This is a genomic window from Patescibacteria group bacterium (genome assembly GCA_018817085.1).
GTDB lineage: Bacteria > Patescibacteriota > WWE3 > CG2-30-40-12 > CG2-30-40-12 > CG2-30-40-12.
On the sequence record JAHIUT010000001.1, the window covers coordinates 1 to 6,887 of the forward strand.

General features: G+C 42.9%; 3 protein-coding genes. 2 read left to right on the plus strand and 1 reads right to left on the minus strand.

Features of this window, described 5'->3' with window-relative positions:
* A partial coding sequence (locus tag KJ678_00005) for an NYN domain-containing protein (protein ID MBU1016536.1) occupies window positions 1-4,859 on the minus strand: 4,859 nt, incomplete at its 3' end.
* Between the two features lie 218 nt (window positions 4,860-5,077).
* On the opposite strand from KJ678_00005, the gene KJ678_00010 reads away from it, so the two are divergent.
* The gene (locus KJ678_00010) at window positions 5,078-6,121 is read left to right on the plus strand and encodes a rod shape-determining protein (protein ID MBU1016537.1); all 1,044 of its coding nucleotides are present in this window, start codon (window positions 5,078-5,080) and stop codon (window positions 6,119-6,121) included.
* The coding region (locus KJ678_00015) for a rod shape-determining protein MreC (protein ID MBU1016538.1) at window positions 6,118-6,887 on the plus strand (770 nt) is incomplete at its 3' end. The genes KJ678_00010 and KJ678_00015, both read left to right, overlap by 4 nt.

Here is a 6,887-nt window from a genome sequence, read left to right on the forward strand (position 1 = left end):
CCAAGAGAAGTGAGATTGTTTCCTGAAACAGTAAAAGTGTTATCCAAGGTGGTCGCTCCGTGCAAGGTCAAAGTTCCCGTAGCGTTGCCGATAGTGGTGGACGAAGTCCCCGTTGCGTTTATATTCGCCGTTCCGGTAATGGTTGCCCCTCCGCTGGTAGTCACTAAACCCGCATCGGTAACGGTAAAAGGCGAGGCGGCACCAACCGAGAAAAGAGCGGAAGGGTTAGTGGTGCCGATACCTACATAATCAGAGATGGTAGCAGGGGAGACGAAAGTCCCATTTCTCTGCCAATAACCTAGTATCCCAACTGTTGGGGGAGTAGATGTCAGATTCTTGTTAGCATTCGTATACACTCCTTGCGAAGCAGTAAGTGAGGCGATATTAACGAGGGACGAGAAAGACGCAGTAGAACCTACCCCGAGTGTGCCAATTCCCGACAAGTTCCCGTTATTAAACGCCCAACTTCCCGTAAGATTGCCGTCGTAGAGGGTATTAGTCCCAAGGTCAAGAGTTCCTGAGGACAAGGACGCCGTGCCGTCAGTTAGAGTTGCGCCTGTGATAGTGGTGCTAGAAGTAATTGCGCCGACGACATCCAGCTTAACTCCAGGATTTGTGGTACCAATTCCCACATTTCCACCAGCGCTGGCGACCACAAGGGTCGCGGCTACATCAAACAATCCTGCGGGAGCAGTTGTTCCAATCCCCACCCTTGAATTTGCCGTATCAATGTTAAACACCCCGCTGTTTATATTAAACGCGGTAGTAGAGGACGAGAGAGTCAGTCCGGCCGAACCGGAGGTGGCTGTGAGGTTCAAGGCGCCTGTGGTTAAAGTCAAGCCATTGGAACCTTTCAAAAGTCCCGCGCTGGTAAGTGTAGTGGTAAAGTATCCGCTTCCTACGACATTGAGTGTATAGCTGGGGTTGGTGGTGCCTATTCCCACATTGCCGGCGTTGGTTACCACAAACTTATCCGCTCCCGCGCTGTCTCCCGTCCTTAAAGAAAAAGAGGTATTGAGTTGGTCCGCGCCTTTGAGATAGGTGTTATGCGCGATAATGTCATTGCCGACAAAGTTATGCGTGCCTTCAACTTCTATGTCAAAAACTTCTTTGCGGCCGGTTTCTTCAATGGCGGTAATTTCCACAAATTCAATTCCGCCTCTTGACAAATCTGTTCCTTTGGTATACACTTTCTTCATAATACCTGCGGCAGATCCGACAATCGCGTCTGTCGCTTTTTTATTGGCGAGAGATAACTTTTTCTCCAAGCGGTCGAGATCGGCAAATTCAGCTCCAAAAAGTTTCTTAAGCTCTCTGGCCGTATTATGCTTGAAAGATAATAGTTTGATTCTCTTTGTTTGCTTCAGATGCTTAAAAAGCCAGAGATAATCGCCATCGCCGGTAATAAACAAAGCCTCGTCATAATCATTCGCATACTTCATCGCCTCCACTGTTAACCGTGAATCCACATCTGCCTTTTTCCTGCCATCGCCAAACTTCTTGACATCAATCAAATTTAATTCATAGCCAAACTCTTTTAGCTTTTTATAAAAGCCAAGCTGTTTTTTGTTGGTTCGGTCAACTCCGCCGTAAAAGAGCAGGCGAGTGGCGCCAAAACGGTAGTGAAGGTATGAGGCCAATTTCTCATAGTCCATCTTCCAGCCAACCCGTGAGGCGGCGTACATTAGATTGGAAGCGTCAATAAAGGCAAAAGTCCGCTTCAGACTGTGGATTTCCGGCACGGCGATTTTCATACCCGGTTTAAGCTGGGAGACTTTAAGCCATTGATTTTTGGTTTTAGTTAAATATGGATGGTTAAGAGTAGTTTCAATGCTCCTGCCGCCAACAGTGGTGATTTTGACAACTTTTTGAAAACCTTTGTTTAAGAGTTTCTTGATTTCCCGATAGACAATCTTTCCTGTTTGCTCATCCAAAGAAGCCACCAGATCGCCGGGCAGAACATCTCTGATTGGGATAAGCAGATCTTCAAATTCAGGGTCATCTTCGTCATCATCATCTCCGTCTTTGCGTTTTTTCTTTTTCCGTTTTATAGGAAGCAGAGTATCGCCGACAACGCATTCGCCGATCACATGAAGTTTAGCCAAAGGATTGGTAGTCCCCACCCCCACATTGCCAACCGAGGATAAAAGGATGTTGCCTGAGGTTAGCGTTGCTAAAGTCAGATTGCCAGAAGTATTTGTCCATCCGCTTGCCCCGCCGCTGGCAATAGTCAATATCCCTGTTGAATTGCCAATGTTCGTGGCGCTAGTTCCTGTGGCGTTGATATTAGCCGTCCCGCCAGTTATTGTTACCCCTGCCGAACCAGTCAAAAGTCCAGCGCTGGTGATTGCGCCGCTTCCGGTAGTTGAGATATTTGATGATGTTGAGATGGTATTTGCGGTGGCAATTGTCCCGAAGCCCGAAGCGATGGAACCGCCAGTCAAAGCTCCGGTTGAAGTCAAAGATGAAGCGAGGACGCCAGAACCTAGCGTTGTGGCATTAAGTACACTTGCTCCATTGATGTAATACGCATTACCTGTGGTTAAGTTAGTATTCCCATCCACATTTAGCTTATATGTTGGATTAGTAGCTCCAATACCAAGGTATCCAGAAGCTAACCAGTTACCGGTGAGATTTTTGTCTGTAATGGTATTAGTTCCAAGGTCAAGAGTTCCTGAGGACAAGGACGCCGTGCCGTCAGTTAGAGTTGCGCCTGTGATAGTGGTGCTAGAAGTAATTGCGCCGACGACATCCAGCTTAACTCCCGGATTAGTGGTACCCACGCCAACATTGCCGCTAACATAAGTATTATGCGCGACAATCCCATTAGCAATAAAGTTATGTGTGTTCTCAACCTCAATATCGTAAACTTGTTCTTCTCCTACATACTCAATAGAGACTATTTTCTCAAATTTAATGTCGCCAAATTCCCCCACCTCGGAGGAGTCGTCGCTAGTAAGCGCGCCACCATCCGAGGTGTCTCCTTTGTCGCCGACTACTGCGATTTCATCGCCGGGGGAAAGATAAATTACCTTTGTCCAATAGGTGTTTAGCAACTGGCTGGAAAATATGTTAGGATAGTTTTTAATGGGAGAAATATTTTTGTTAGTTTTAAAAAAAGCGCCGTTGTTGACAAATTCCCAGCTAGAGAGGTTGGCCTCTATTTGCGCGGAGCTTGCCCAAGTGTCGATAGTTTCAGTGGTGGTACCATTTTTCCTTGACAAACGAAATCCGATAATGTTACTATCTGGAATAGTAGTAACTTTATTTTTTTGGTCGTTGTCATTGTTAATTGAAAGGAAAAGATTATGAGTGATTTGATGACTTTTTATCTCATTTTGGCTATTATCGGTTTGGGGTTTGTCTTGCTGGTTTTGCCCACTTTGATCAAAGGTCCCCAAAAATCTCGCAAGTAATTCCGCGCTACTTTTTACAAGATACGGATGATTTCCGGTCGTTCTTATTTTTTTACCACTCTCGGTTGTTAGCTTAAACACAGGTTTTACTCCCATATCTAAAAGCCCTTTTATTTGGTGTGGCTCAATCTCTCCCGTTTCTTCATTTAGAGATAAAACTTTATCGCCAGCCTTTACATCCTTTATTTGTTTGTATTCAATTTCTTCAGTTTTGAGATTTGAGTTTTGGTTTTGAGATTTGATATTTGAGATTTGAGTTTTGGCGATCGCCAATAGCGAATCGCCTGTTATACACTGACCTTCAACATGTAACTTCTGGACAGGAGCAGTTGTCCCAACTCCAACATGTCCTGCGGAGTCAATTGTTAACCCTTGAGTAGCCAAACCTCCTGTAATTAGACCTATTTTGTCGGCGGAAATCCTATAAAGCCCAGAATTGGTGTCGCTTGCAAACGCTAAAGAAGGGGCGGAATATGTCCCATCCGAAAGAAGAATTTGTCCTGTTGGAGTCATAGTTCCACCAACAACTAAACTTCCTGAAAAATCAGCGTCTTTTCCCCAAGCTTGGTTCCACCTTAAAGACGAAGAACCTAAATTATAAGTAGTGGTAGAGTAGGGGATAATGTTAGAATTTACCCTAGAATTGATCGTTATTTTCTTAGTATTGTCGTAGCCAATTAAAGTATCCTCGTCCACAGTAAGTCCGCCCCTTGCCGTTATATCGTTCCCCGCCACAATATCTTTCGCCACCTTTAAGGAGCCGTCAATTTGCGCATTTTCGTAAACCAGCAAGTCTTCTAATGTCAGTTTTTTTCTAGCTTCCACATCCTGCCAAAATTTTGATTCTATTAGCACTTCCAGTAATGAGGGGTTTTGGTTTAGCCCTTGTGTTATTTTTATTATGGAGGGGTCAACCGCAAAGGTTTCTTCGGTGGAATTGTCCGCTATAACTTTTTCGCCCGCAACTTTTCCGGTACTTTCCAACCCCCGCCCCATTTTTTTAATAGCGTTGTCCCTGCTTTTTAGATTTAAAGCATATCCGCCCAAACCTGCTATTACGAGAGAGGTTAAGACCACTCCTGCTACCACCCATCTTGTTTTAGAAAGAGCGTTTGCGTAAACTGCCCTTGGTCTTACGCGAGGAGTTGATGAGGTGGGTATAAAAATGGGGTTGTACGCTTGCGGAACAAGACCAGCCTTAAACGCCTTCTTTTTTATTTTACTTTTTTCTTTAATTTCCCTCTCTTTTAAAAGGGTTTTTTGGAGCTTTAAAAACTCTTCTTTTGAGTAAAGTCGCGCGTTATTTTTATCTCTTGAACTTACAATTTTTCCTTGTTCTTCAAATCGGCGAAGTGTTGAGGGCGAAATACCAAGGTTTTTAGCGGTTTTCGCAACGGTAAAAAAGGTATTTGATTGGGCAAGGTTTTTGGCAGGCTTGGACATTACTATTTATTTTAGGTAAAGCGTTTGGGAATGTCAAGGGGGAATAAAGTAAATTCAAATGACAAAATTTAAAATTCAATTCAAATTCAAAACTCAATTTGACTAAGGTTTATCCTTTTTTTAAATTCAAATGTTTTAAATTTTGAATTTTGTCCGCCAGCCGGCGGATTGAATTGAATTTTGTCATTTGAGCTTTGAATTTATGCTATACTATTCTTATGTTCCTAGACTACTTTTTTAACAAATTTTCTTACGATTTGGGAATAGACCTTGGCACTTCCAATACCATTGTTTTAGCGGTAGGGAAGGGGATTATAATAAACGAGCCAACGGTTGTGGCTATAAATAAAAAAACTAAAGATATCTTGGCAATAGGAGTGGACGCCAAAAAAATGCTTGGAAAAACCCCCGACACAATTGAGGTAATCCGCCCTTTAAAAGCGGGGGTAGTGAGCGATTTTGATATTGCCCATAAGATGCTTTCCTATTTTTTGAATAAATCAAGGAAGTTTTATAAAGGCTCGTTTGCGTTTGCGAAACCTCGTGTTTTATTAGGAGTCCCGTCGGGCATTACCGAGGTGGAACGAAGAGCGGTTTCGGACGCGGCAAAAACCGCCGGCGCCAGAACTGCTTTTTTGGTGGAAGAACCTATTGCGTCTTCTGTGGGCGCGGGGCTTGAAGTTACCAAACCTTTTGGGATTTTAATAGTGGACATTGGCGGAGGAACTACCGAGATAGCGGTAATTTCTTTGGGCGGGATAGTGGTTGGAAAATCTATAAAAAACGCCGGCGACCAGTTAGACTCCGCAATTGTAAGTTTTGCCAGAGAAGAATTTAATTTAGTGGTGGGAGAAAAAACTGCCGAGGAGTGTAAAATTGCTATAGGCAATGTTTTGCCCGATGCCGAATCCGCAAAACTAACCTTTTCTTTGCGCGGACGAGATGTAAAAACGGGGCTTCCTAAAACTTTGCAAGTAAATGGCGCCGAAATTAAATCAGCAATATCCAGTCCTATTAACTCACTCATTGTCGCAATAAAAGACACTATTGAAGACACTCCCCCAGAACTTATTCCTGATATTATAAAGCAGGGGATTACTTTAAGCGGGGGTGGTTCGCTTGTTAAAGGTTTAGAGGTTTTAATTTCTAAACAAACTGAAATTAAAGTAAAGCTTGCGGATGACCCGATGAGTTGTGTTGCCAAGGGGTGCGCTAAAATTTTAGAAACCTCTGAATTATTTAATTCCATCAAATTATTATGACAGTCAGCCACAAACTACTCGTAATTAGCGCGGTTCTTTTATTAACGGGTGGTTTGTTTCCTTTTACATATTTAAACAGCATTTCTCATAGATTTATGTTTCCCGTACAGGTTGGTATTCACACTTTGTCAATTAATGCTATGGATGAGGTGGTGTTTTTAAAAAAGATAAGAGGTGTAAAAGAAGAACTTTTTGAGCTTTACAAAATAAAAGAGCAAAAAATTTCTTTGTCGGCGCAGGTTGTTGAGTTGGAGTTGGAAAATAAAACCTTAAAAAATCAACTGGGTTTTTCTGAAAATATTGGGCGGAAAATGGTAATGGCTTCCGTAACCGGGGCGGGTTTTGGTTCAAGCGCCTCGCTAGTTTTAAATGCGGGGGAGATTTTGGGGGTTAAAGTGGGGAACGCCGTTTTATATGAAAATTATTTAATAGGCATAATAAGTTTTGTTTCTCCCAATTCTTCCACGGTTAAATTATTGAACGACCCGGATGCGAAAGTGTTGGTCTTGTCGCAGAATAGCAGGGCAAAAGGTATTGTTGTTGGAAATTATGGCACCACTGCTCTTATGAAGAATATTTTAATAAACGAGTCCATTGATTTAGGCGATATGGTTGTAACTTCAGGTGAAGACCTTTTAATTCCTAAAGGACTTGTTATAGGCAGAGTTACGAAAATAAATTTTAAAGAAGAAGAAATTTTAAAGTCGGCGGAGGTAGAGTTGGGGGTTAACCCGCGCAAATTGGAAATGGTGTTTGTGATGGGGGA